A 24,614-nucleotide genomic window follows, 5' to 3' on the forward strand; every position below is an offset into this window, starting at 1 on the left:
TTAGTCACCATTTACTCTGTATGAAGCAAACTCGTTCCATTCCATGGCTAAAACTATATTATTATTAAATTCTGCTGTTTTTATCTTAGGAATATCGTATCTTTGTTCGTAATCTCCAAAAACTACTATTTTTGAATCAGTCATTTCCATCATAAACCCTACAAAGCTATTATCCGACAAACTAACTTTCTTGTTAAATAAAGAATTAGGAAATATATCCAAAGCAGTTTCATTAGTTTTGTTTTCAAAGAGTTCTATTTCAAATTTTGAATTTGTAGATAGTAAAATATCATTTCTGTTTAAATGATACTTTTTTAATTCGTCATTAGTGGTTATTTGCATTATTTAGATTTCAACTTCCTTTTTGGATTTTTGAAAAAAGTCATCAGATATTTTATTACTTAATAAAACACTCACTTGTTTATTTTTCATTTTTCTTGGCTGCAATAGTCTTATAGAGAGAATGTAAAGACATCATTGTCTGATTAGAATATTCTAAGTTTGTCATACAATAAATATACATTTCGTATCTATTAAGTATGTCATGGTGTATATCGCTGATAGATTGCTGTAATCGTTACTATGAACTGAAATATGATAGTTTCAACTAGTTTTTAAATGATAATGGACAATATTTAATCAGGATAATAAAATAGATATTATGTCATCGACTGGACAACGATTTCTAAATTAAGGAATTATATTTAAATTAATACTTGAAGAACATTTGACTTTGTGTTCTGTGAAGCAACTCCTTATCTTTACCGAATTTTCATTGATACAGGATTGCTCTTCTAAATTGTTGATTGCACCAGCATCTCTCTGAATATTAGATAATGAGTATTACTGAGTATCATGTAATAACGCAGTTTTTTACGATCTCAAAACAGGAACCCTTATGACTATACTAGTTAAACCAAATTTTACTTTCTTTACTCTATCGTACTTTTCTTCTAAATCTGCGGTAAAACTTAAAACTGATGGAAGGGTAAATAAATGGGTTAAGCGAGCTTAATGCTCGGAGTAATATGTAACATGATGCTTGTTTTATCTGTTGAAACCTTAACCCAATAATTAAATTTTCGCGAAAGTATGTGACGTATAATAATATATGCCATAGATACCATCATTATAGTTTCATTTCAGACCATGCTTCATTTTGGGTTATTTCAATTTTTTTGACTATGCCAAATTACCCAAATTCCGCTATTCTATGGATCAATGCACCTGTATTCTGTTGGTTAGAGGAATTTTAATAACAAGGCGATTTCTACTATAGGTATTGATTCCAGAGATAGTTTCTGTTACTTGATTTATTTGCCTTTTTAAATATTTTAAGAGATGATCTCTTAAGGTCTGCTATTGCTCTTTTTTGTTGTGATCAATCTAATCGGTACTATCCCATTATTTGCAAGCATTACTCAAAAAATTGCAAAAAAAGAACATAATATGGTACCAAAAACAACTGTTATCACTGCAGGTACTTTATTAATGGTCTTTGCAGCTTTAGGAACGCAAATTCTTTCAATCTTTGGAATTACCATTTCTAGCTTTATGATTGCGGGGGGAATATTGCTTTTTGTAGTTTCAATAGAATTATTAACACATGGTGCTTGGAGATTTGGAGGAACTGTTTCTGATGACTCGGGTGTAGTCCCATTAGCATTTCCTTTATTGGCAGGCCCTGGTGCTATCACTGCTGTAATACTTTCATACCAAACTGCGGGATTGATCGTCACAATGTTATCAATTGCGATTGTGATAGGAATTACCTATATGGTGTTCTATTCAACTAGGACCATCTATAGAATACTTGGTAGAAGAGGTTCTCTAATTGTTAGCAGGATCTTTGCTGTTCTGATTGCGGCTATTTCTGTACAATATATAGTAGATGGTTTAAAAACAATTCAAATTTCATAAATAATTGTTATTGTCTTAATGATGATCTGGTAAAAAGTTTCATTAACAATAAGTAATGGATTTAATCACCTTTTAAAAATTATTCCTTAGATTAAGACTACTAAAGTTTCGTACTTTGTAAGAGTGTATCACGTAAATTGCCTGCATTTGCAAACTAAACATCGATGATCATAAAATTTTGGACCGAAAGGCTCGTTTCTGTGTTCATTTTTGGTATGAATGCAATTTTTGCATATAGATATTTGAAGATTATCTAATCTACTCATATTCATGATATACGGCATAAGTTATTAACCGTTATCAATAAATTGATACAATCATGAGTTCCCAGAGGAATCATATTCGTATTGATGCTGGGAAACACGCATTCATACATGTGGAGTAACAACATTCCTATTGAAGTGGAATCGATTGATGTTACCTTTCATGGTGTGATTGTCGTTTACTTGTTAAGAAAAATATGTCAATTGATTATTGTATTCATATCGGATAAATTATCCATATAGCTTCTATTTCTTTTTGTAATTTATTATTGAATTATGTTAATTTGCAGTTCACCTTAATATATCAATTACCAGTTTAGAAATAGTATGGCGTCAGAGTCTGGAGAACGGTTAAGTAAAGCTCGTTTAGAAAGACTTACAGATGGAGTATTTGCTATTGTCATGACTATTTTGGTTCTTGAAATAACAATCCCCTTTATTTCTCCAACAGTGGTTTCCACTGAATTGCCAAAAGAATTAATCGAACTCTGGCCCGCACTTTTAAGTTATGCAATCAGTTTTATAATACTGGGATTTTTTTGGATAAGCCATGATGATCAGTTTCACTACATTAAACGTGTTAACCGACCGCTTCTTGGACTATCTATATTTTACTTGATGTTTATAGCTTTAATTCCTTTTTCAGCTTCTCTTCTGGGGGAATTTGGTAATCAACAACTTGCTATCATTGTATATGGAATCAATCTGATTATTTGTTCATCTTGGAATTATTTACACTGGTGGTATGCCACTAGAAACAACCTGCTAGTTGATAAAGACCTTGATCCTTCTTTCATAAGGAGGGAACTAAGGCGATATTCAATTAGTATTCTAATGTATATTATTGCAATTCTAATGGCTTTTGTAAGTATTAATTTAAGTATTTTATTATTTATTGCTACACCTCTATATTATTTAATGCCCGTAGAAAAAAATAGATACTTGTTTTGGAAGAACAAACATTGACTTCAATCAATTTTCGACAAGGATTTAGGATATCATCACTGTGCATCTGTGTAAGCCTGACAAATAATAATAAAAGCTATTAAATTTGATATCAATAAGAATTCTAATATATGGTTACGATTATCAAGATATAATGGTTGATGCCTGCTTTTCTTTATACCCACTTGGGTAATGCATAATCTAATGAGTATTAGATCAAATGGCTGATTTTAAGACACGATAGCTCGTATTTGGGTGTATATTTTGAATTCTTCGAGCCTTTTTTATATTTTCCAAGTAATCCTTTAGCCCCATCATGATCCTTTTTATTCTATTGGTGGACAAGCATTCCCTTTTCCATCCCTTATATTGCAATAATGCTGACTCTATTTCGTTAGCCAAGTCGTCAAGATTATTTGGAAAATTAATTGTAACCCAACTTCTATCAGTAAATTCAATTGTCAGAAAGCCATCATCATATCCTGTTATGCTATTAATTTTTGACTTTCGCATTTGGGGACTCGCATCAATCTCAAAACAATTGTACCCAGTCCAGTGGAAGACATCATTGTTGATAGATATTTCTATTCTTTCTCCTAATTCATTACTTTAATAAATATAATAGTTCTCAATCTCTTCATCGAATTGGATTAGACATTTAGGGATCAAATTATATTCGTTAATCTTCTATTTAGGCAAGACGGTAAGATTATTCACTTTATATGTCTTAAATTCATCGTTATCCATGTTTAGAATAACATTACTACCAACTTCTTTTATTTTTGATTTTTGAACGTCAAATCGCTCATCGTTATCTCCAAATATGACCATTTTGTCTCTTGTTTCTTTCATTACAAAGCCCACAAAATCTTCATTCAGTATTCGTACTCCTCTACTAAACAATGAATTAGGATATCTAGCCTGATAAGTAGCCATATCGACATTTTCAGGTAGTTGCCACTCTTGTACAATATCATCAACAGGTATAGGAGAATTTCTATTTACAAAATATTTCTCATATATCTCTCTCATAGTTAAACCAATAAGTACATTTCTCCCAGTTGTTTTGATTTCAGAAATTGGAATATCAAATCTCTCATTATTTTCTCCAAATATTACTAAATTGTGATCGGTTTCTTTGACTACATGACCGATATGAGGAGCATCTAAAGCCATTACTCCTCGATTAAAGTATTTTCCAATTGACATACCATTATATACATTTTGTTCCTATTAAGATTATCAACAAGTAACTCGTTATTAATCAACGTTAATCATCGTTTTAGATATTATCTTGCTTGATTCCTGCGTAAGTATCAAAATCTAAACTTAGATAGCTATGTAAACAAATATGCTACAAATACAATCCGGCAGTGATTGCCATATTTGTATTACATTTGTCATGGTTATATACTAGTTTACCGTATATAATAACATATATGGCAATATTAAGAGTATACAAGAGAAATTCCACTTTTATGGATATCACACAACTGATAGAAAATCTAAGTCAACTGGGATTAACAAATGCTCTGGAAAAATACTTTAACAAACCTATAGAGAGAGAAACAAAGAGTATCGTAGCAGGTCCTAGCTTTTTGCAATTTCTGGATAATTTATTCAAAACTCATATCACTCCAGGTGATATAATAGAACTAGAATACGGAAATAGTATTAAATATTACATGTTATCTATGACTGGCACATGGGATGAAATACTAAAGCTCAACTAATATTATTAATATATAGAGGTGTAACTTTTTTTATAGTTAGAATGAAGTCAAAATCAATCATATAATAAGTATAATCAATGATAGATATGCTGATGCATACTTCCTTCTTGATAAAAGGTCATCTTCAACTTTGATTCTTATTTCTCAGAATGAGAATTGTTATATGTAATGTTAAAGTTATACCCACCAATTGAGAGATCGAATCTATTGAATCCTTGTTTGTAATGGGTAAAATTTGGAGGCTCGGAATATTTTTACATGGGTCCTAAACCTTAATGCGATAGAGTTGCAGCTCAACAAAAATGAATTCAAAGACTTTGCAGGCTTAAATAACTTAATAAACATATTTAATTATATCACGTGAAACCAATTACTCAGAAGACAATTAACGGATACTTTATAAAAACTTACGAAAAGTATTATAATACAATCTCTCTAAACAAAAATTTACTAATTTCAGGTTCAGCAGGCTTTCTATCTAGTATTATTATTGCACACTTTGTTGCAGAATTTTCTACTAGTCATATTCTAAATTCTGCAATAACTGTTATCACAGGATTCCTGACATACAAGGTAATTTTTGCAATTCTTTTTCATATTGACAATAAACGAGATTACACAAAGCGATTAACTGGAAAAATCAACTTTATTGCATTAAGGAAGATATTGATTAAAATGATATTTGCTAGCACCATATTTGATACTGTTAACAATATAACAAGGTTTCTTCTCATAATACAACTACTAAAGTTAGATTACTCGGCTATAGAGGCTGCTACCATTTCATCACTTGTTGCTTCAGTACTTTCGTATGCAATCATTAACTTAATAGTAAAATATATTCATCTATTTACTAAGAAAAGATGAGTTAAAATTGTAATGTATTCATATGGTCCTTGCTTGTAATGATAGAACATGTAAAAGTTATTGCAGACATCTAGGGGCGTAGGTATCGTGAAAGAAATTTACGTTACAGCGCTACTTGATCAGTTAACTCATCTCTATCGCAAAGTAGATTGATTAGCATTAGAACTGAATTACTATGCTGGCTCACCATAGAATTTTATTAGTTTCTTTCTCTTTTCAAAATCAAATTCGTATCCAGGAACAGGATGTTGATAGATGCCTACGATTGGTTTGTCACAATGGGGACAAGTTTGATAATAAATTTCATAAGCCGATTTAATACCTTTGGTAAAGCCTGTTATGCGTTAAAAGGGGACTTGATATTCATTTTGACAATGTAGATAATTCATATTCATTAATAGTAATATAGATATTCTTGGTAATAAACGGCCCTGTGAACTTAACGTAATTTTTCAAATGTTTTCCAATATATCATATGGATTAGGATGAATAATATCAGAACATTATGTCTCAAATCGTGCATAAACTCTAAACAAACTTGTCGAAAGTGAGTAGTTTGGTTCAATGACAATTCAAATTTACCCTAATTCAAACGCTTAAGTTAACAGGGCCTAATAAACAGTCATAACATTTCTTAAATCATGAATCCTTTTAGCAGTTGGCCTAATCCATTCACCCAGTATAAGAGATATTATTAATATAATATAAAATCTATTAGTGTACGATTAATATTGGTTGACCTTATATATGGACTGGGCATAAGGACCACCTAGAAATGGTAAACCTGCTTGGAAAGATATATGGATAACTATGACTATAAATTCACTGAATTACAAGACTATAGAAGATTTAATTGCAGAATGGAAAGGAACTATCAATAAAATTGGATTTCAGTTTCACACACCGTTTGATGATAATGATCCTCTTTGGCTTCCATTTGGAGAGAATAGAAGTAAGGTGATTGACAAAATAATTGGACTACAGAAAAAATATCCTGATTTTGTTATGAACAAAGAAAAACAATTGCAGTTAATGAAGGGGCTTTGAGGTGGAGTCAAAACTACTCCGGTTGATTGTCCTTCTTGGACAATATTATCATTAGATCATAAAGGGAAAACAAAATATCCGTGTTGTATAGGAAGTTCTGATTCTAATGCACTTAAGCCAATATGTGAAAAATGTGGGGTAGGATGTTATTCCATATTGGTAGCCCAGGGATTAAAGAATTAATAGCATAAAGAATATCATAGTTAATTAGTATCATCATTCTATCCCACACCTATCATTATACGATTATTAAGCTCTTAAAGTATTGTAAATTTGATTTTTGGATTATTTATTTGGAGTTCAGCATTCTAATATCTATGATCCCATTTAACAAAATCTACTCCCACCTTATCCTCAAATTGGATCTCCCATAATTCTTTGCTTGATAACAATTCTTGCAAAAATAATTCAGAATTCTTGTAATACTGGGCATTTGAATCAGAGATCCAAATTCTGTTTCGTTTATCGCTGTTATTATTTTCACTTGTTCCAAAATTTTCAAACTGCATCACATATTTTTCTTTCCAAAATCCCATTTGAGTACTTTTAAGGTAAAATGTAGGCAGTCTGTCTTCCAACATTCTGACAATCTCTAAAGATCTATCTGGATCTATCTGTAATAACGTGACACCCCATTCTTTATGCCATCTAAAAAAATCAGTACTTAGATCTCTAGTTTTAGAATTCTGCCAATCTTTTAAGATTAATAATTTATCAAGAACCATTATTCGTACACTCTTAAAATCCTCGTGTCTAGACCGACGTATCATATTTGCCTGACAGTTTAAGTAAGATGTTCTTAATTGATACTCTTGAAATTTACTTGGAAGAAGTAAATTGGTTGAATCATACTGAGTGGCGTCTTCAAATAACGCATGATAAAGATTTGTTATTGATTCATCAAGCAGTACTATTTCCTCACCGTTATCAATTTTCTTCTTTAACGATAACGCTTCAGATTCTAAAAATAGATCAAATGGAACTACTAAATCCGAGTTTATATCTATTCTGTCAATTAATCCTCTTTTATCTCTTGGAATATCCATATTTCCGAAACTAAATAATCCTTTACCTTTCTTGGTATTGCAATAATTGTAGACATGAACAGGTTTTCTGTGTTTTACAAAGAATTCTCCAAGATCTTGAAAGAATCTGCCATCAACGATATTAAAACCGAACTGATCATGAGTTATCTTTCCATAATTTTTAATAAAGTACTTGTAGGCGTTTTCATCAAGTAATATGTGACCGTCGTCACACAGATCACACAATCTCCTAGCAAAGGTTGGACCTTTACCCCACACTGGTATGCCTAGAATTGATTTGGCTGATTCTATTTCTGCTGCTTTATCTCGTGCAATACCAATTTTTAAACCAAAGCTTTGTTCTTCAGTACATTGTGGAAATTTTTCATGAATTTTCAATGCCATTTGTAAAGGTAAAATGGAATCTTTTCTAAACCAAATTATTGCCCCATCGCCAGTAAATGATGTTTGTAGTTCCCCTTCATTAGCAGTAGACAGAAAGTCCTTAATTTTTTTAAGTAAATCTTCTATATTATTTAATTGAGTGTCAACTTCAATTGATGATCCAATAATATCTATGCATAAGAAATTATAATATTCCACTGGTTATAGTAGAATCAGCTTGATATTATTTTTTTTAAATGACATTTTAAGTCCGAGTTTTAGTTTTAGATTATCAATAAATTAGGATCTAATATCGTTCCAGTATTGAATGCAAATTCATAGAACTAAGACTGTATATCAGTCCCGCCAGTTAAATTATTAAAATTTGGGATTAGGTTACGCGGAAATCTCTACAATATTCATAGGTGAAACTCTATTTCAGTTTTTGCAACTATTTTATTGTTATTGAAAACAACTTTATGCGTGACAAAATGATGTCAAATTTGTTTCACATACCACCGAACCCGCATAGTATACGGGTCTATATACAAGTTCTTCTATATTATATTCGTTATATAACAATGAATATTGCCGATATTCGTAATAAAAGGAGGTCTTGGATATTCCAGTAAAATTAGATATCCCAATCCTATATTGCTTAATGATCCTGCTTTGTCTTTGTCTTTGCCTTTTCTTGGTTTATTATTGAGAAACGTTTTAAAGCATTGTTATACTATTCTCTTTCCATCGGAATTATATCGTTCTTTATCATAGTTACCACCTGAATAGATATCTTTTACTGGTGACCCATTATATGATCTATCCGTTTTTGTTTCTTCGGGCGAACCATAGTAAGACGTATGCAAAGGTTCAGACCTTCAGACTCGCAATATATCAATTACCAAACCCGTCGAGTCCGTCTGATTTGTATCCTGTTTTTGCATTCCATGATAATATATTCTAAATTAGGTGAATAAAATATATCGCCAGTAACTCCGTATGGACCTACTTTCTTCCATGATTCACTTTAGCCAACTTGAATTCGTTAACCAGTCGTTTTATTCTGTTAAATCTCCTATCATACAAGTTATTAAAGTAGATACTTCTCTGTTCTTCAGACTGCCCACTAGTAGTTAGAAAATTAAGTTTCAGCTCACCTTTTAACTGCTTTAGCTCTATTGAATCATTTCCATACATTTTTTCAATAACTCGTTCGATAGTTGCTTTCCATTCACCATATTTTTTTGGGTTGTTAGATCTTTGAATTTCAAGAGTATAATCCAATAAATCATCTAGTACCTTAGAGCGATCATTCCGACCATCTTTATCACTTTGCAACTTTGTAATCTCATTATTATTTGATCCTGTTTGATTTTTAACTTCTGTCCATTGCATATCGTTAACTATTGGAGAATTAAAATTTGATGATGAAGTGGTAGAAGGGTCTTTAATTAGATTTCTTACAATTGACATAGGTATATATACACTTTGTTCCTATTAAGGATGCCATAACGAATATCGTTTTCTAACGAAAGTAAGCAGCGTAGGTTCCGTAATTGTGAATGATTCCTTCACTAAGTTGCTACACATTATGGTAATGAAGTAGAAAGGTATAAGATATAGAATAGTTCTTGATTTCATAAATATTAAATCTAATTTGATAAAAAGACTTGCAACTTATTCTATGGAAATTTGAGGTAGAACCTCTTGCCTTGAAGATGAATTATTTAGATTCTTTGCGTTACAAAATAAAAGAGTAAAAGAAGGAGAGATATCTACCGAAACGATAGGGTACTTGTTTCAATAACCTATGATAATTTTTTGCGATCTTTATTCAATCAGTTTAAATAGATTCACGTGATTACTAATTCAGATAACAAAATGAATATAGGAAAATGGGTAAACAATATTTGTAATAAAATAAAGAAAAATAATTCGACATCATCCTCAAGAACAGGAGACACAAATAAACCGATAAATGAGTAATCGAATTCAATATGGTAAGCGAGATGAGCTCGATTTCATTTGAATATTCAAAATAAATTTGATAACTTAATTTCTATTACCCCTAGGTAAAAAGCATAATTTTCGACAAGGAGGTTCTAGAAATTTTGGGTGCCTAAATCATGGTCGTCCTAAAGATGAGATAAAGCCAAATTCTAATAGAGAATGCGGTAATAAGAGGAAACATAAGCAGACAAAATGTTATGCTATCGTATGAAATAAAGTTTATATCTCCTAACTGAATTGTCATCTAATCATCCTTTAGTCTTGGTGTGATCGCATACATCCAATTTAAGTACCTACAACATCTTTCTACAGAAAAAATTCAAAGAGATATTACTACAGGATACTAAGTCTAAATAAAAAGAGAGTATAATCGCAATAATTCTGTATCTTCATACAGGATGAGTCACTTGTTTAGTAAAAATATTAGGAAAAAAGTTTAATTATTATGATCTGAAATTTTCCAAATAAGAGATCTCTGACATCTTTCTTGCAATATATGACTATCATGCGATCCATTTATCATGAATCCATATGATCGCCTAAAAATTATCACTACTTTTAATATGGTCGAATAAAATTTTCAATCTTTTCCTCCCCCTGTCATATTTATATACTAAATCTCTTATACTGTTCTTACACAAGTATTTTCTAGGTTATCATTTGATGATATTGATGATGATGATATGTCCTCCTTTGTAATTTCGGAAATACAAGAGGAAGGAATGTTGTGGCTATATTCATGTAATAAGTCTTTTTTGTGTGAAGATGAAATCATGGAAAGGTGTTTTAACATTCACCACGTTTGGGGGAATGCCTTTCTTCTACCCAATTGAATGTACTAAATTATACAGGTTCATGGTCTAAATAATATGAACTAATTAGGGGTACTGTAGCAACTGTTACCCTCATTTGAGAGATAGAAAAAGGATTAAACGGTTAAAACGGATGCCACTATAACTAATGATTAAAGGTAAGAATAGATGAATAAAAATAAAACTAATATTTTGGTCCCATTCGACGCGACTGAGTTATCAGTTAAAGCATTAGATAAAGCTAGAGAGATTGCTGTAAACCAGAATTCTAACATTATTTTATTATTTGTTATAGATGACACAAGTTTCCATCCAAAAGAAATTGCAAAATTTATACCAAATATGGAAGTACTTCACAAATTGAGGCAAAATTTTGAAAAATCTATTAGGGAGGGAGCAGAGATCATAATTAAAGAAAAGACTGACAATCTAATCCAAGGAGGCTTGACAGTTAAATCCATAATACGAGTGGGTCATCCAGCAGATGAGATACTCACCGTGGCAAAGGAAGAAAGTGTAAACATGATTGTAATGGGCAGTAGTGGATCCTTAAAAAAGAGACACGAGAGAAGAGGTATTGGAAGTATTTCGCGATGGATTTCAGAAGTTGCAACCGGCCCAGTTGTATTGGTAAGATAACCAAAATATAGTAAATACCGGCAATTAATTCAAGTATAACGAAATATGAATTATTGTCACATTTCCTTATATGGGTGAGATGCAATATAGTATACTGGTATAATGTCTTACAGACTGGATAATAATTATGATAAATTTACATTTAAAATTCTGATGGTTTCCACCGAGTTTCCACCCATTCCTGGTGGAGTCGGGAGGTACACCAAGAATCTCACAGATGGACTAAAAAGATTAGGACTAAAAGTTTCTGTTTTATGTAACGAGATAGGAGCAGGGGATTACGCAGGTATTGATCCTACAAATAAAAACAATTCAACAATAATCTTAGATGTGATTGATAAATATGGTCCCGATCTTGTACATATTCAATTGGAACATGGTCTTTATGGACTAAAAATGGACTCTATCAATCCAAATAAACTAAGTACTAACATAGATGAGTTCTATGAAGAATGTAAGATACCCATAATAACTACATTTCATTCTGCCTATCCTTTTCGTCAATGGATGGAGCTATCAAAATACCCAAAACTTCAAAATAAAAACATGATTACTTTTTCGATTAATTCGATTAAACAGATATCAGACTACTGGAAACGATTCATTAACTACCGTTCGTTTAATTTAGCGAATAAACAAAAAATGCAAAAGAGTCAGGCTAGTATAGCTTTTTCGAACTATTTGGCCAAATTAATATCTGAAAATAAAAATACCGTCAGCGATGAGAAATCATTGCGCAATTTTTCTGTGATATATCATGGAGCAGAACCAAGTCTAAATAAACAGGTACGGAAAAGGGAAGCCAGAGAAGTATTTTCCTTGCCACTGGATCGTAAAATGGCACTCTTTTTTGGATTCTCGACGCATACTAAAGGTTGGAACATTTTAAATGATTTGGATATACCGGACGACTGGGTTGTAGTAGTTAATCAATCTGAGAATTTGTTTAATTTATCAAAGCCATTACCAATCAATGACCAAGACCAAGATAGCCCAAAAATTCCCCGTCACACCGAAATTAAAAACTTACAGAAGGATAAGACTATCAATTTGAATCGAGGATTCCTAACAGATAATGAACTTTCAGTTCTGTTCTATGCATCTGATATAATCGTCCTTCCTTATACCGTAACCTCAGGTTCAGGTGTAATGTTTGATGCACTTGCTCACGGATTACCCTTTATTGCAACTAATTTAGGCTTCTTTAAGGAATTTGCAGATCAAGGATTAGGAATAGTGGCAAAAAGAAGACCAAAAGAATTTGCCAAAGCAATAAAGAAATTAGAATCAGAATACTTACAATATACTCAAAGAATTGAAAGATTCAATATTGAATTAACATGGGATAATGTTGCGTTACAGCATTTTGAACTATATACTAATGTGTTAGGCAAGAATAATAAAATTAAAAACACTCCATATCCATACGCAAGTCCGTAATACAATCGGATTCAAACGTCAAAATTGAAGTATAATAGTTTCCGTTTAATCTTTCATATTCATGTTTAACCAATTTGTCCTTCGTTTGGAATGTTCCTAATTCAGTTACTATAAAAGAAATTATGCTAAATCTGAGGATATCAGAAGTTGCAATTCGCAATGGTTTGAAAATTTGATCATACGATTTTGTAAAGTATGATAACACTAGATGGTGAATAAACGAGCAATACATCGTTTTCTTGGTTCTGTTCAGAAATAATTGGCACCAAGTGCATAATATTAGGGAGTAAGCAATACCTGATGAACTAGTTATTTTGAAAAAGATAATCAACAAGCTCATCTATTTTTGCGGTAGCCAGGCAACACACCTTATCCGCACCTCCATAATAAACAAATATTTCTCCGTTGATAATGCAAGCACCAGTAGGAAAAACTACGTTGCTAACATCACCATATTTTTCATATTGTTTGGAAGGTACTAAAATAGGTTCTTTGCTTCTGCATAAAATTTTATAAGGATTTTCCAAATCAAGAAGAGCAGCACCAGCGCTGTAGGTTCTATCAGCACTCACACCATGGTATATTATCAACCATCCATATTTTGTTCTAACTGGCGGGGAACCAGCACCGATTTTTAGTTCTTCCCATTTTTGTTCTGGTTTCATAAGCAATGTATGAGTCTCAAAATTTGTCAATTTATTACCCTCTCCGATCCATATGCTAGGTTTATCTATTCCGTAGGCATTACCTATCCAAGAACTTGGTCTATGTAAACAGAAATATGTTGTATTGTTACCATCAACATCATTTTTAGATCGCAACTTTGTTGGAAACAACACTACATCCTTGTTATCGGTTCCTTCATTTGTTATAATTCCCAATCTATCAAATTTTGAGTAATCGGAAGTAGTTGCTAATGCTGTTGACACCATTGGGCCGTTTTTTGGACGATCAGGTAATACCACATAAGTGATGTAAACCTGATTATCAATTTCACATAATCGAGGATCCTCGATACCAAACTTTTCATAGTCTAATGAGGGGTTAATCGCTACTCCATTACGCCTTCTAAAGACGTAACCGTCATCGCTTGACGCATAACCTATTCTTGAAAAATAGTGTTTATATTCTCCAATCGCGCGATATAACATATGAATTTTTTTTCCATCATATAGTATCGCACAGTTAAAAACAGCTACTGATTCCCACCAGTTATTCTTATCAGGTATAAGGATGGGATTATTAGAATATCTTTTCAAGATTTCAGATACTTTGGAATTCAATGGGATAGACCATTAATAACAGATTTTTCTTTTGAAATTATGTTTCCTATAATTAGTATATGCATGCTCCTTCTTATACAACAAAGGTATTAAAGACATGGTTCATAAATGGTTTTATAGTATACGCGATCTATTTGTTAGGTATAAGGATTAAGTTACGTTATTAGGACCAATTTATTTGATACATCTGTATTAATAACCGACTTTTACAAAAAAAACCGTATCCCAGAGATGATAATATAAACTTAGATATCATAATAAATTATGGTCGATTTTAAAAATTATTTTGAAAAGATACATGCGTCTAAAACTGAAGATGAGAATTATATTCAAGAGAACTTTGATACAATAATCCAAAAAAACAATATCCAATTAATAAGGCTGAATGGATACATGATGCTAATCTTTAATAACTAGGGGTATTTAGATATGATGGATTTTACCTTATCGTCATGGCTATATCAATGCAGTTAATCATGTAACTTGAATTGTTCTTCCACAGAAGGGACAATTCGTTATCTCGTTGTAGTCTACAAATCCGTTATAGGGTTCCAGATCACTGGTCCCATTATGCTTCAAAATTTTCAACCATATTCTATTATTTTTGTTAGATATTCCCATTACTCCATCTTCTATCATACGATTCATACCATCACAACATCTCTCAAGATTAGACATAAGGAAAATATCCATTTTCTTGTTATAAATGTTAGTGAAGTCTACATGAGTACCAACTAGACCTAAATAGTTGCATACTTTTAGAATATTGTAGAAGCTAATTTGACTATCCAAATATACCTGAACTATTTGAAGTCTGACTAGGTTCTAGTTTAAGAATTACCTAGAGGATCTGGTGCAAACATATCGATCCGACAGTTATTCCACTACGTAAATTACCTGCATTTACAAACAAGACATCGGTGATCATAAAATTGTGGACTAGGTGGCTAATTTATGTGCTCATCCCAAGTATGAATGAAATTTTTACATATAACTATTTGAAGACTATCAAACTCACACATCTTATGATGAATATTATAAGTTAATGATGATTACAAAAATTATTTGAATGGTATAATTCTGTAAAGAATTTTTTTCTAATATCTATACCAAGAATAGTATTTAGAAAAAGTCAGATTTCTTAACTATACTAGTTTAGATATTCATTAATTTAAGAAATGTGTATTTACAATCAAGGTGTTAACTTCTGATAACCTCTTCCTTAGAGTCATGATATTGATATTTGCTGCTGAAGCTAGTTTAGCTTGAGAGATTTTTTGTTTATGTTTTCTGCAAGTGATATAGAGAATAGCAGCAGCAATTGATAGCGAATTTTTACCTATGAATACGTTTTCATTTTGTATTGCTAATAACAAGTCTATCGACTCTCTAGCGGTTCGCTCATTTATATTGGCCTCATCTGCAATTTTTCTGATAAATATAGCGGGTTTAAACTGGACGTGGGTAATCTTTAATTCTCGCATTAACAGCCTGTAACATCTGGCAGCAAATATTTCGTCTGCTTCAACTATTTGTGAAATTTCTGCCAACGTCCTTGGTATGTTAATTTTTTTGCAAACAAGATAAACACAAGCAACTATAATTTCCTTGATAGACCTTCCCTTTATTAGGCGTTTTTCAAGAGCTTTTTTGTAATGTAAAAGAGCATCCTCTATACAGACGGACGTCAATGATAGCTTGTCTTTGATTCTGTTTAGTAAATCTATAACTATCTTTAGATTTCTCTTCTTATTTGAACAACTTACAATCTTGTTGAGAAATTCAATCTTGTTGTGTTCTTTTCTGTTAGAAAATCTTTTTGAACTGTTTGCATCGTAATCTGCAATAGATGTAGACATTCCCCTATCATTTAGAATTAATGAATGGGGCATTACGGTGTTCATACCACTTGTATATTTATAGGAATTAGTATCTAGTTCAGTATCATATATTTTGTCCTGAACGACAACACCGCAAGTCTTACAAAGCTTTTCACCATTTGTATGATCGCAGATAACAGAATGTTGATGAGTATGAAAACGGGATTGTAAATCTTCTACATTACTAACAATTAAGATATTAGACATCATTAGTGTCAGTTAGCATACTATAAGAAGCAGGTGTTTACAAAAGGTTACATATTGATACTTTACAGATATTCATATAATCATAAACGCATATGATAGTGCGATGATAATGTAAAATTTATTACGGGACCAGAGAATCAGCCAGCTATAGAGGTATTTCACCTAAATATCAGTTTCTTTCTTTGAATGTCTCGAAAATCAAAATTATTCATTACAAATTCCCACGCAAGGGAGAGGTCTTTGAGACATTCAAAAAGAAGGCTTTCAGTCAAATTTTCTAAATGTAAATCCTTACTAATAGAGATATTGTTAAAATATTTCCCATTAAAATCTGCTGTGATTTTAAAGTTCTTATCTTCATAAATATCAGTTAAGGATTCAATAAATTGTCGCTTTATTTTTATGCTTTTTATGCTACTTAATGCTTCTTTGTCTATATCGTCAAGCCTCCAATGCCAACCTACGACTACGCAGTTTTGAATTGCATAGTTTTTAAAGTAATCTAAAGATATTGAGATCGTTTTGCCATCATTAAAGAAAATCCATAATTTGTAATAGAGATATGGATGAAGACTATGATCCTCTTCTCTATAAGACAGATCAGGCGCTTCGTCAAGCCATTTCTTTATGTTTTTTAATTTAGAATATGGGATAGGTTTTCAACTTGTCCCTTTCATGCTTACTATAATCTGATTTCAGTTATTTAGATACTATTTACCTTATACGAAACAAACGAATTCCAATCCATATCGATTATTATATAGTTATCATCAACTTGCTTTGATTTTGATTTTGGGATATCGTATCTCTGTTCATAATCTCCAAAAACTACTATTCTTGAATCAGTTATTTCCATCACAAACCCTACAAAGCTATTATCCGATAAACCAACTTTCTTGTTAAATAAAGAATTAGGAAATACATCCAAAGCAGTTCCATTAGTAGCTTTATCTCCCGCAAGCTCTATTTCAAAACCTGAATTCGTAGATAGTAAAATATCATTTCTGGCTAAATGATACTTTTTTAATTCACAATTTCCAACTGGTTGTGTCATCTATGAAACAATTGTCTTAATTATTGTAAAATAACATCAGATGCCTTATTACTGCAAAAAGCATTCATGACTTCATCTTCCATCTCACTTGCTGCAATAGCCTTGTAAAGTGAAGGTATTGACATCATTAAACCATTAGTATATTTTTTGTTTTGCACATATGATATACACGTTTGTACCTATTAAGGAAATCATGTCGCATCTCGGCTCAGTTCATATAACAAAATCTTATAGATTGAAGACGTCTTATTCCATATGTGTTTACCAGAAATAAAACGCCTCCGGAATACGTCTATCGGTCCCTGTATTTGTATTTTTCAGGCCTATCGCTTAGGAGAACCTCTGAAAAACTATCTTGTTTTATAAAGAGAAACCATGTTACCATTTGGAACTGGATACAAAAATACCATCCTCTAAAGATATCATCCAATAGAAAGAGAATTTCAGAACATGTTGTTGATGAGACCGTATTGAAGGTAGGGTCAGAGTACATCTGGCTATGGATGGCTATCGAACCAGAAAATAAGCAGATCCTCGCACTATCCATATCAAAGGAGAGAAGCATGTTTGTAGCCGTAAGATGTCTTTCAGGTTTAGTCAAAATCCATGGATAGCATCCTGTATCCACTGATGGAGGTACTTGGTACCCGATGGCTTGTAGATTTCTTGGGTTAGAACATCACATTCATTCTCCGTTTGCGAAAAGCATTATCGAAAGAACTATGCAATACATTAAGGACAGGACCGAGTGTTTCGATGATTATTTTCCATGTAAATTAAAACATTCTAAACTAAAACATGTACAGCATTGGCTAAGGTCTTTGTAGATTATCGTAACAGGGAATAAAACAAATTAAATGAACAGAGCCTTCTGTTCAGTATTTGAGACGGTGGGAGTGATTTGATAACTAATTAGCAGGTAAGGGCTCACTTTTATTAACTTTGTATTTATCTAATCCAGAAAAGTCAACCTTTAAAATTACATTCATACCAACTTGATATATTTCAGATTTTGGAATGTCGTATCTTATATCGAATTCTCCGAAAACAACTATCGTATCTTTTGTTTCTTTAAGAACATGACCTACATGATCCTCATTCTTTGCCCTCACTCCTTTATTGAACAGCCCACTGGGATATTTTCCTTCATACGTTGCTAAATCTATCTGTTTATCATCTGCCTCCCAAGGTTCTGTTCTACCGGCCGGTAAAGGAGACCCTCTTGATACAGAATACTTTTCTACCTGATCGTATTTCAAACCAATTAACACATTAGCTCCTACTTGTTGAATTTCTTCAATAGGAATGTCATATCTTTCATTTTTGCCACCAAACACAATAACCTTGTCAGGTGTTTCTTTTACCACAAAACCTATATCTGATTTATCTATTGTTTTTACTCCTCTATTGAAATATTTGCCTGACGTCATATGTAATAGAAACATTTCAATCTATTTAAGTTAGATTGAGGCACTAATTGATTCTGTTGACTTTATTATCAATTTCTTTTTGTCATGGTATTTAGTAAATGTATAACCAATTTTCACTTGTATAAGTTCATAATTCATTTACTTGGAGGAAAATAACGCAAATTCTAGAATAGATGGGTAAAACCGACTTACATCAGTGATAGAATTTGGTCAAACTTGTTCCACTTATCCCCGAATTTTTATACTAAGGAACTTTATGCGGAAATCAAAATTCATTCTAAAACCTATTAAATATACTTAAAATCTTCTTGTTTGTTCAGGATATCAAATTCAGACTTTAGTCATGATTTGTCAAATATCCTTACACGGGAGGACACTGCTTTTCTGGAGATTGCGATCCCTTTTTATTTACTCCACTGCATTACGATTTCAGATTTTTCTTGACAACAATGCGTTTGCTTTATTTTAAATATCCTGCGATCTATGCAACCTATATTCTGTTGGTTGGAGGAATTTTAATTACAAGGCGATTTCTACTATAGGTATTGATTCCAGAGATAGTTTCCAATACATTACTAAATTTATTTGCCTTTTTAAATATTTTAAGAGATGATCTCTTAAGGTCTGCTATTGCTCTTTTTTGTTGTGATCAATCTAATCGGTACTATCCCATTATTTGCAAGCATTACTCAAAAAATTGCAAAAAAAGAACATAATATGGTACCAAAAACAACTGTTATCACTGCAGGTACTTTATTAATGGTCTTTGCAGCTTTAGGAACGCAAATTCTTTCAATCTTTGGAATTACCATTTCTAGCTTTATGATTACGGGGGGAATATTGCTTTTTGTAGTTTCAATAGAATTATTAACACATGGTGCTTGGAGATTTGGAGGAACTGTTTCTGATGACTCGGGTGTAGTCCCATTAGCATTTCCTTTATTGGCAGGCCCTGGTGCTATCACTGCTGTAATACTTTCATACCAAACTGCGGGATTGATCGTCACAATGTTATCAATTGCGATTGTGATAGGAATTACCTATATGGTGTTCTATTCAACTAGGACCATCTATAGAATACTTGGTAGAAGAGGTTCTCTAATTGTTAGCAGGATCTTTGCTGTTCTGATTGCGGCTATTTCTGTACAATATATAGTAGATGGTTTAAAAACAATTCAAATTTCATAAATAATTGTTATTGTATCAAGTATGACATGATAAAAAGTTTCATTAATAACAAGTAATGGATTAAAAGTATAATTAATTAACTTTTAAAAACTCAATTCTGCAAAATAAGACTATTGGAGTAGACTACCATGTAGTATTATATCACGTAAATTGCCGACATTTGCAAAGTAGGCATCGATGGTCGTAGAATTTTGGTCCATTAGGTTCATTTCGGTGTTCACTCTTGGTATGAACGCAGTTTTTGCAGATAGATATTTGAAAAGTATCTAATTTATTCATGTTTTTGATGTTCATAATACATTATTAACTATTAAGCAACCTAACACCATTATAAACCCATGATAATAATGGTAAGTATCATGATAGAAAAGTATTGCTATCTATTCGTGGAATAACTGTCTCCAGTTGGAAGAAACACTGAACTGGAATCTAAAAAGGAAAAAAACAACCTGTTTAAAATTAGAAATAAATATTTTATCTAGAATTCTCAAAAAATCGCCTAGCAAATTCCTTGGAGATTTCCTCTTCTTTAATAATTTCCCCTTTACGTCCAGGTGTTCTCATCATTTGTTGTAATACACTTCTTCTCTCATCGTCTAATTCGTTAAACCCTCTGTCATTATCATAAATCTCCTGTTTTTTTGACCTTAATTCATTAGCATATCTTGTACGAAAGGATGACTCCATATCTACTAAGGATTGTTCTTCCGCTAGGTCAACAATTACATTAGGTATATTTTTTTTAAAAATCTTATCATCGTTATTAGAGTCTGATAAAGTGGTAGAGGAGTGTTTATAATGGTTTTTTACAATTGACACACTTATATATACACTTTGTTCCTATTAAATATGTCATAACGAATACCGTTTTCTAATGGAAGTAAACAGTAAAGGAACAGTTACTGTGAATGATTTCGTCAATAAGTCAATTAATTTTCTCATTTCAATTAAACTAAGGTACGCTATTCTGGTTGGCTGGATATATTACTGACTATACTTTCCGCAGCATCATCATAGATGGGTTTACCACTTGAAACAACAAGCACATATCAATGCTAATAGTATACAAGAGAAATCTGTATTATGGAAAATACAGTTAATAGCAAGTATGACGTATAAGGAACATGGAAATTAAGAATTAATATGCCTATGCTAATGCTAAAATGTAAAACTTGTGGTATTATATTTAGTTCAGTATACACATCTGACATGAAAGAATTTACGAAAAAATCCAAAAGTAATTCAAATGGGATACATAGTTGCTCTAGGGGTCATTCTAACGAATATTCACTAGAAAATTATATAGATTTGTCCTGAATTTTTGGTTCACACATATTTCAAAATCCATCATTAGAATGGAATAACTGATTCAGGATAGGGTACAATTATGTCCCTATTACTAACCTAATTATCAATTATGTATAAATTGGATAATTTATCAACAATGATATTTACTTTAATTCAAACTTTATACCCATTTTCAATAATCAAATGTGATATTCTTAATATATCATAACATCTACTAATATTTGATTATTATTGGTAGATCTTGTATATGGTTTGGGTATGACCGACATTATTAGAGATTTCCCCGCTCATTTTAGTATGCTTACTAAATACATATCCATTAAGCTATTTAAGTCAAAACCTTTCATTTATGGTTCTGCAGATATTATCAACATATGTAACCTTCACTGCTCTCATTGTTATTGGTGGAAAACTAGAAGAAATGAAAAAGACGAATTAAGTGTAGAGGATTGGAGGAAATTAATCAATGATACTTTCAAAAAACATCACGTATACGTGGTTACTCTTGTAGGAGGAGAGCCCTTGATGAGGCAAGATGTGATCAAGACTTTCTGTGACGAAATGCCTAGACGTATATGTGTGGTAACAAATGGGACCTATCCGTTACCGCGATTCAAAAATCTTTACTTTTACTGGGTTTCTCTAGATGGTACTGAACAAATACACGATAGCATAAGAGGTAAAGGAGCATATGCAAAAACAAAGAAAAATATTTTAGACTATATAGCAGGACCCCCTAGAAATGGCAAACCTGCTTGGAAAGATATCTGGATAACTATGACTATAAATTCACTGAATTACAAGACTGTAGAGGATTTAATTGCAGAATGGAAAGGAACTATCAATAAAATTGGATTTCAGTTTCACACACCGTTTGATGATAATGATCCTCTTTGGCTTCCATTTGGAGAGAATAGAAGTAAGGTGGTTGACAACATAATTGAATTAAGAAAAAGGTATCCTGATTTTATTATGAACACAGATGAACAACTCCAGTTGATGAAAGGATCATGGGGTGGTACCAAGACTACTCCTATTGACTGTCCTTCTTGGGCGATTCTCTCTATAGATCACAAAGGAGAGACAAAGCAACCTTGTTGTATAGGAAGTTCTGATCCTAAGGCACTTAAACCGATTTGTGAAAAATGTGGTGTAGGATGTTATTCCATTTTGGTGGCCCAAGGATTGAAGAACTAATAGCATAATGATCAATCTAGCTGAATTGGTTTTTGCCATTTAATTCTCTACATACCTTCGCACAATTATCTAAATTTTAAAAGTAGTCTAAAAGTTAATTTTTGAATTATTCAGAGTTGAATTCTAACATCTGTGGTTTTATTTAAAAAAATTGGAGTTTACATTTACAAAAACGATATTGGAAGGGTCAAAATTATATCAATGCCATGTATCTTAACCCAAAATGGTAAAACTTTACAGAATACAGTTAATAAAATAGTCAATGACTTTCTCCACAATCTCCTCTCTTTTTATTATTTTCATTTTCAGTCATTGCAAATTATAATGAGTAATAGAGCATAAATAATCAATTGAAGATTTACTAAACTCTAAGAGAACTAATTATTTTGACATAAAAAATCAAAAAATTTTAATGCTAATAATAGTAAATTAAGTATCCAGATATCTTAAAGCCAAAAAGCACATTGTAGTAAGCAAGAATTAACATGTGTGTCACCGATAATATATTCATACTATTTCGCTTTGTTGTATTTTTACCAATAATTTACTCTTAAGATACTAATTGTGGTATTCCTCAAAAGGTTGTATATATTACTAAATGCAAATTTCCGAGCAATTTACTATTGCCACGATTTCCTATGACAGTGTCAAGATATGGTTGCTTGACTAAGACCCAGATGATTTTATTCTAAAATCTCAATTTGCTAGAAGGTCGACCGTTAGTTAATTAGTTTTTAGTGCTGTTACAAGCGTTGATAGTTTAAAAGGCATTGTGAGAATATCTTTTTCTTTTATTCCAGCGGTTTTTATATCCTCGGCAGGTAAGTATTCTTTTGGAGTTGTTGTGATTAGTACTAACTTTTGGTCTGGTTTTTCTAAGTATATTCTATTGGCAACATCAAGGCCAGAAGGGTTATCCAAATGGGTATCTAATATAATAGCATTGTATGGTTTTTCCTTCCTCTTGCTATCATTAAAGTAATCTGGAGCCTCATGTCCACTATTAGCTGTTTTTATACACATACCAAAAGAAGACAAATAAGTCCTAAATAGAATTAACAGCTCGCTTTCAGCCACGGCAATCAAGATCTGTACTTGCTCTAATTCTTTTTTTAATAGAAATTGAGCATCTATTACTTGCTCACTTCGAAGATAGCCATTTCTACTACATTTCACCCGTAATGGAATATAAGGGTTAACATTGTTTATATAAATAGGTAAAAATTATTTATGTCCATTCGGTCAACTACGAAGCACTATCGGAACCATTTCATATTAGGATCCTCATCTAGGTTAGATCGGTACACTACCCAGTACGCACCAATTGCCCTTTTTTGACATTAGAAACATTTGAGCTGTCAAAGAACTCTACATGGATTATTTCTAATACCTCGAATTGAATCAACTAGATTATCTTTTCATCAGTATTAAATAACCTATTGAACATATTTAGCTATATCAAGTGAAACCAATAACTCAGAACAAAATAAACAGATTCTTCATAAAGGCCTATGTAAAGTATTATGATACAATCTCTCTGAACAAAAATTTACTAATTTCAGGTTCAGCAGGCTTTCTGTCTAGTATTATTATTGCATACTTTGTTGCAGAATTTTCTACTAGTCATATTCTAAATTCTGCAATAACTGTTATCACAGGATTCCTGACATACAAGGTAATTTTTGCAATTCTTTTTCATATTGACAATAAACAAAATTACACAAAACGCTTAACTGGAAAAATTAACTTTATTGCGTTAAGACGAATCTTGATTAAGATGATATTTGCTAGCACCATATTTGATACTGTCAATAATGCAACAAGATTTATTCTCATGATACAATTACTAAAGTTAGATTACTCGGCTATAGGGGCTGCTACCATTTCATCATTTGTTGCTTCAGTACTTTCGTATGCAATCATTAACTTTGTAGTAAAATATATCCATCTGTTTACTACGAAAAGATAATATAAATTTGTAA

At 31.9% G+C, this 24,614-nt stretch carries 26 protein-coding genes; 11 read left to right on the forward strand and 15 right to left on the reverse strand.

Annotation, left to right across the window (positions count from 1 at the left end; all coding sequences use genetic code 11):
• Window positions 1-342, reverse strand: a complete 342-nt coding sequence (locus ACMT7R_RS12915; protein WP_415312363.1) for a hypothetical protein — start codon at window positions 340-342, stop codon at window positions 1-3.
• A gap of 1,020 nt (window positions 343-1,362) precedes the next feature.
• On the opposite strand from ACMT7R_RS12915, the gene ACMT7R_RS12920 reads away from it, so the two are divergent.
• Together ACMT7R_RS12920 and ACMT7R_RS12925 are read left to right on the forward strand one after the other, a co-directional pair.
• Window positions 1,363-1,920 carry a MarC family protein gene (locus ACMT7R_RS12920; RefSeq protein ID WP_415312364.1) on the forward strand — a complete coding sequence of 186 codons (558 nt, stop codon included), beginning with the start codon at window positions 1,363-1,365 and terminating at the stop codon, window positions 1,918-1,920.
• A 590-nt stretch (window positions 1,921-2,510) separates the two neighbouring features.
• Complete coding sequence (locus ACMT7R_RS12925) at window positions 2,511-3,149, forward strand: TMEM175 family protein (protein ID WP_415312365.1); 639 nt, start codon at window positions 2,511-2,513, stop codon at window positions 3,147-3,149.
• A 195-nt stretch (window positions 3,150-3,344) separates the two neighbouring features.
• Here the strand turns inward: ACMT7R_RS12925 and ACMT7R_RS12930 are convergent, their stop codons facing one another.
• Both ACMT7R_RS12930 and ACMT7R_RS12935 read right to left on the reverse strand, forming a co-directional pair.
• Window positions 3,345-3,641 (reverse strand): hypothetical protein, encoded by a 297-nt coding sequence (locus ACMT7R_RS12930; protein WP_415312366.1) that lies wholly within the window; start codon window positions 3,639-3,641, stop codon window positions 3,345-3,347.
• A gap of 174 nt (window positions 3,642-3,815) precedes the next feature.
• A complete protein-coding gene (locus ACMT7R_RS12935) occupies window positions 3,816-4,337 on the reverse strand; it encodes a hypothetical protein (protein WP_415312367.1) in 522 nt (173 codons plus the stop codon).
• A 230-nt stretch (window positions 4,338-4,567) separates the two neighbouring features.
• Here ACMT7R_RS12935 and ACMT7R_RS12940 point away from each other — a divergent pair, with 230 nt between their 5' ends.
• From ACMT7R_RS12940 to ACMT7R_RS12950, 3 genes are all read left to right on the forward strand, one after another.
• Entirely contained in the window at window positions 4,568-4,861 is a 294-nt protein-coding gene (locus tag ACMT7R_RS12940; protein ID WP_415312368.1) for a hypothetical protein, read from the forward strand.
• A 360-nt stretch (window positions 4,862-5,221) separates the two neighbouring features.
• Window positions 5,222-5,728: a hypothetical protein gene (locus ACMT7R_RS12945; RefSeq protein WP_415312369.1), complete on the forward strand. Its 507-nt coding sequence runs from the start codon at window positions 5,222-5,224 to the stop codon at window positions 5,726-5,728.
• An 810-nt stretch (window positions 5,729-6,538) separates the two neighbouring features.
• Window positions 6,539-6,775: a hypothetical protein gene (locus ACMT7R_RS12950; protein WP_415312370.1), complete on the forward strand. Its 237-nt coding sequence runs from the start codon at window positions 6,539-6,541 to the stop codon at window positions 6,773-6,775.
• 308 nt (window positions 6,776-7,083) lie between these two features.
• On the opposite strand, the gene ACMT7R_RS12955 is transcribed toward ACMT7R_RS12950, so the two are convergent.
• The 3 genes from ACMT7R_RS12955 to ACMT7R_RS12965 form a co-directional block, all read right to left on the reverse strand.
• Window positions 7,084-8,403, reverse strand: coding sequence for a hypothetical protein (locus ACMT7R_RS12955; protein ID WP_415312371.1), 1,320 nt, complete (start codon window positions 8,401-8,403; stop codon window positions 7,084-7,086).
• A 509-nt stretch (window positions 8,404-8,912) separates the two neighbouring features.
• Complete coding sequence (locus tag ACMT7R_RS12960) at window positions 8,913-9,050, reverse strand: hypothetical protein (protein ID WP_415312372.1); 138 nt, start codon at window positions 9,048-9,050, stop codon at window positions 8,913-8,915.
• Window positions 9,051-9,189: 139 nt separating this feature from the next.
• On the reverse strand, window positions 9,190-9,657 hold the full coding sequence (locus tag ACMT7R_RS12965; RefSeq protein WP_415312373.1) for a hypothetical protein: 468 nt from the start codon (window positions 9,655-9,657) through the stop codon (window positions 9,190-9,192).
• A gap of 1,517 nt (window positions 9,658-11,174) precedes the next feature.
• Here ACMT7R_RS12965 and ACMT7R_RS12970 point away from each other — a divergent pair.
• The gene (locus tag ACMT7R_RS12970) at window positions 11,175-11,645 is read left to right on the forward strand and encodes a universal stress protein (protein ID WP_415312374.1); all 471 of its coding nucleotides are present in this window, start codon (window positions 11,175-11,177) and stop codon (window positions 11,643-11,645) included.
• Window positions 11,646-11,747: 102 nt separating this feature from the next.
• Window positions 11,748-13,085 carry a glycosyltransferase gene (locus ACMT7R_RS12975; RefSeq protein WP_415312375.1) on the forward strand — a complete coding sequence of 446 codons (1,338 nt, stop codon included), beginning with the start codon at window positions 11,748-11,750 and terminating at the stop codon, window positions 13,083-13,085.
• A gap of 305 nt (window positions 13,086-13,390) precedes the next feature.
• Here the strand turns inward: ACMT7R_RS12975 and ACMT7R_RS12980 are convergent, their stop codons facing one another.
• The 6 genes from ACMT7R_RS12980 to ACMT7R_RS13005 form a co-directional block, all read right to left on the reverse strand.
• Window positions 13,391-14,368: a glycosidase gene (locus ACMT7R_RS12980; protein WP_415312376.1), complete on the reverse strand. Its 978-nt coding sequence runs from the start codon at window positions 14,366-14,368 to the stop codon at window positions 13,391-13,393.
• Window positions 14,369-14,842: 474 nt separating this feature from the next.
• Window positions 14,843-15,046 carry a hypothetical protein gene (locus ACMT7R_RS12985; protein ID WP_415312377.1) on the reverse strand — a complete coding sequence of 68 codons (204 nt, stop codon included), beginning with the start codon at window positions 15,044-15,046 and terminating at the stop codon, window positions 14,843-14,845.
• 488 nt (window positions 15,047-15,534) lie between these two features.
• Window positions 15,535-16,458 carry a transcription initiation factor IIB gene (locus ACMT7R_RS12990; protein WP_415312378.1) on the reverse strand — a complete coding sequence of 308 codons (924 nt, stop codon included), beginning with the start codon at window positions 16,456-16,458 and terminating at the stop codon, window positions 15,535-15,537.
• 155 nt (window positions 16,459-16,613) lie between these two features.
• Window positions 16,614-17,108, reverse strand: coding sequence for a DUF2299 family protein (locus ACMT7R_RS12995; RefSeq protein ID WP_415312516.1), 495 nt, complete (start codon window positions 17,106-17,108; stop codon window positions 16,614-16,616).
• 50 nt (window positions 17,109-17,158) lie between these two features.
• Window positions 17,159-17,509 (reverse strand): hypothetical protein, encoded by a 351-nt coding sequence (locus tag ACMT7R_RS13000; RefSeq protein ID WP_415312379.1) that lies wholly within the window; start codon window positions 17,507-17,509, stop codon window positions 17,159-17,161.
• A 20-nt stretch (window positions 17,510-17,529) separates the two neighbouring features.
• Entirely contained in the window at window positions 17,530-17,667 is a 138-nt protein-coding gene (locus ACMT7R_RS13005; protein ID WP_415312380.1) for a hypothetical protein, read from the reverse strand.
• Between the two features lie 99 nt (window positions 17,668-17,766).
• Here ACMT7R_RS13005 and ACMT7R_RS13010 point away from each other — a divergent pair, with 99 nt between their 5' ends.
• Entirely contained in the window at window positions 17,767-18,123 is a 357-nt protein-coding gene (locus ACMT7R_RS13010) for a hypothetical protein (protein ID WP_415312381.1), read from the forward strand.
• Window positions 18,124-18,417: 294 nt separating this feature from the next.
• Here ACMT7R_RS13010 and ACMT7R_RS13015 read toward each other — a convergent pair whose 3' ends face one another.
• The gene (locus tag ACMT7R_RS13015; protein ID WP_415312382.1) at window positions 18,418-18,939 is read right to left on the reverse strand and encodes a hypothetical protein; all 522 of its coding nucleotides are present in this window, start codon (window positions 18,937-18,939) and stop codon (window positions 18,418-18,420) included.
• A 630-nt stretch (window positions 18,940-19,569) separates the two neighbouring features.
• Here ACMT7R_RS13015 and ACMT7R_RS13020 point away from each other — a divergent pair.
• Window positions 19,570-20,127, forward strand: a complete 558-nt coding sequence (locus tag ACMT7R_RS13020) for a MarC family protein (protein WP_415312383.1) — start codon at window positions 19,570-19,572, stop codon at window positions 20,125-20,127.
• Window positions 20,128-20,601: 474 nt separating this feature from the next.
• On the opposite strand, the gene ACMT7R_RS13025 is transcribed toward ACMT7R_RS13020, so the two are convergent.
• Window positions 20,602-20,946 (reverse strand): hypothetical protein, encoded by a 345-nt coding sequence (locus ACMT7R_RS13025; protein WP_415312384.1) that lies wholly within the window; start codon window positions 20,944-20,946, stop codon window positions 20,602-20,604.
• A gap of 720 nt (window positions 20,947-21,666) precedes the next feature.
• On the opposite strand from ACMT7R_RS13025, the gene ACMT7R_RS13030 reads away from it, so the two are divergent.
• Window positions 21,667-22,632, forward strand: a complete 966-nt coding sequence (locus ACMT7R_RS13030) for a radical SAM protein (protein WP_415312385.1) — start codon at window positions 21,667-21,669, stop codon at window positions 22,630-22,632.
• A 723-nt stretch (window positions 22,633-23,355) separates the two neighbouring features.
• Here the strand turns inward: ACMT7R_RS13030 and ACMT7R_RS13035 are convergent.
• Window positions 23,356-23,808: a response regulator gene (locus ACMT7R_RS13035; protein WP_415312386.1), complete on the reverse strand. Its 453-nt coding sequence runs from the start codon at window positions 23,806-23,808 to the stop codon at window positions 23,356-23,358.
• 286 nt (window positions 23,809-24,094) lie between these two features.
• Between ACMT7R_RS13035 and ACMT7R_RS13040 the strand changes: the two genes are divergently transcribed.
• The gene (locus tag ACMT7R_RS13040; protein WP_415312387.1) at window positions 24,095-24,601 is read left to right on the forward strand and encodes a hypothetical protein; all 507 of its coding nucleotides are present in this window, start codon (window positions 24,095-24,097) and stop codon (window positions 24,599-24,601) included.
• Window positions 24,602-24,614: the final 13 nt, after the last annotated feature.

The organism is Candidatus Nitrosocosmicus sp. FF01, assembly GCF_047711275.1.
GTDB lineage: Archaea > Thermoproteota > Nitrososphaeria > Nitrososphaerales > Nitrososphaeraceae > Nitrosocosmicus.